Origin of the sequence: Microbacterium sp. 18062, from assembly GCF_902706225.1 — a bacterium.
GTDB lineage: Bacteria > Actinomycetota > Actinomycetes > Actinomycetales > Microbacteriaceae > Microbacterium.
The window spans coordinates 1-400 of the sequence record NZ_CACSKB010000599.1; the positions used below are offsets into that span (position 1 = coordinate 1).

The window sequence follows — 400 nt, forward strand, 5'->3', positions numbered from 1 at the left end:
CCAGTGGACCGCGCTGCAGACCGCCGCCCAGGTGACCGCGCGCCACATCTCCGCCACAGAGATCGCCCAGGCCATCTGCGCACGCGTCGCGAGGCTGGAGCCTCGGCTCAATGCCTTCGCCGACTTCGACCCCGAGGTGCCGCTGCAGGCCGCGCGCGACGTCGATGCCCGGCTGGCGGCCGGCGAGCCGCTGCCGCTGGCGGGCGTGCTGTTCACCGTCAAGGACAACCTGTGGCTGGGCGGGCGCCCCGCCACCTTCGGCTCGCGCGTGTTCGCCGACTTCGTCGCCCCGCGCGACTCCTGGTGCGTGGCCCGCCTGCGCGCACTGGGTGCCGTTCCGCTGGGCGTGACCAACTGCTCCGAATTCGCCTGCAAGGGCATTACCGACACACCCCTGCAC

General features: G+C 72.8%; 1 protein-coding gene. It reads left to right on the top strand.

What is annotated here, in order from left to right; translation table 11 throughout:
* A partial coding sequence (locus GVL03_RS21405) for an amidase family protein (protein WP_306770363.1) occupies nt 1–400 on the top strand: 400 nt, incomplete at both ends.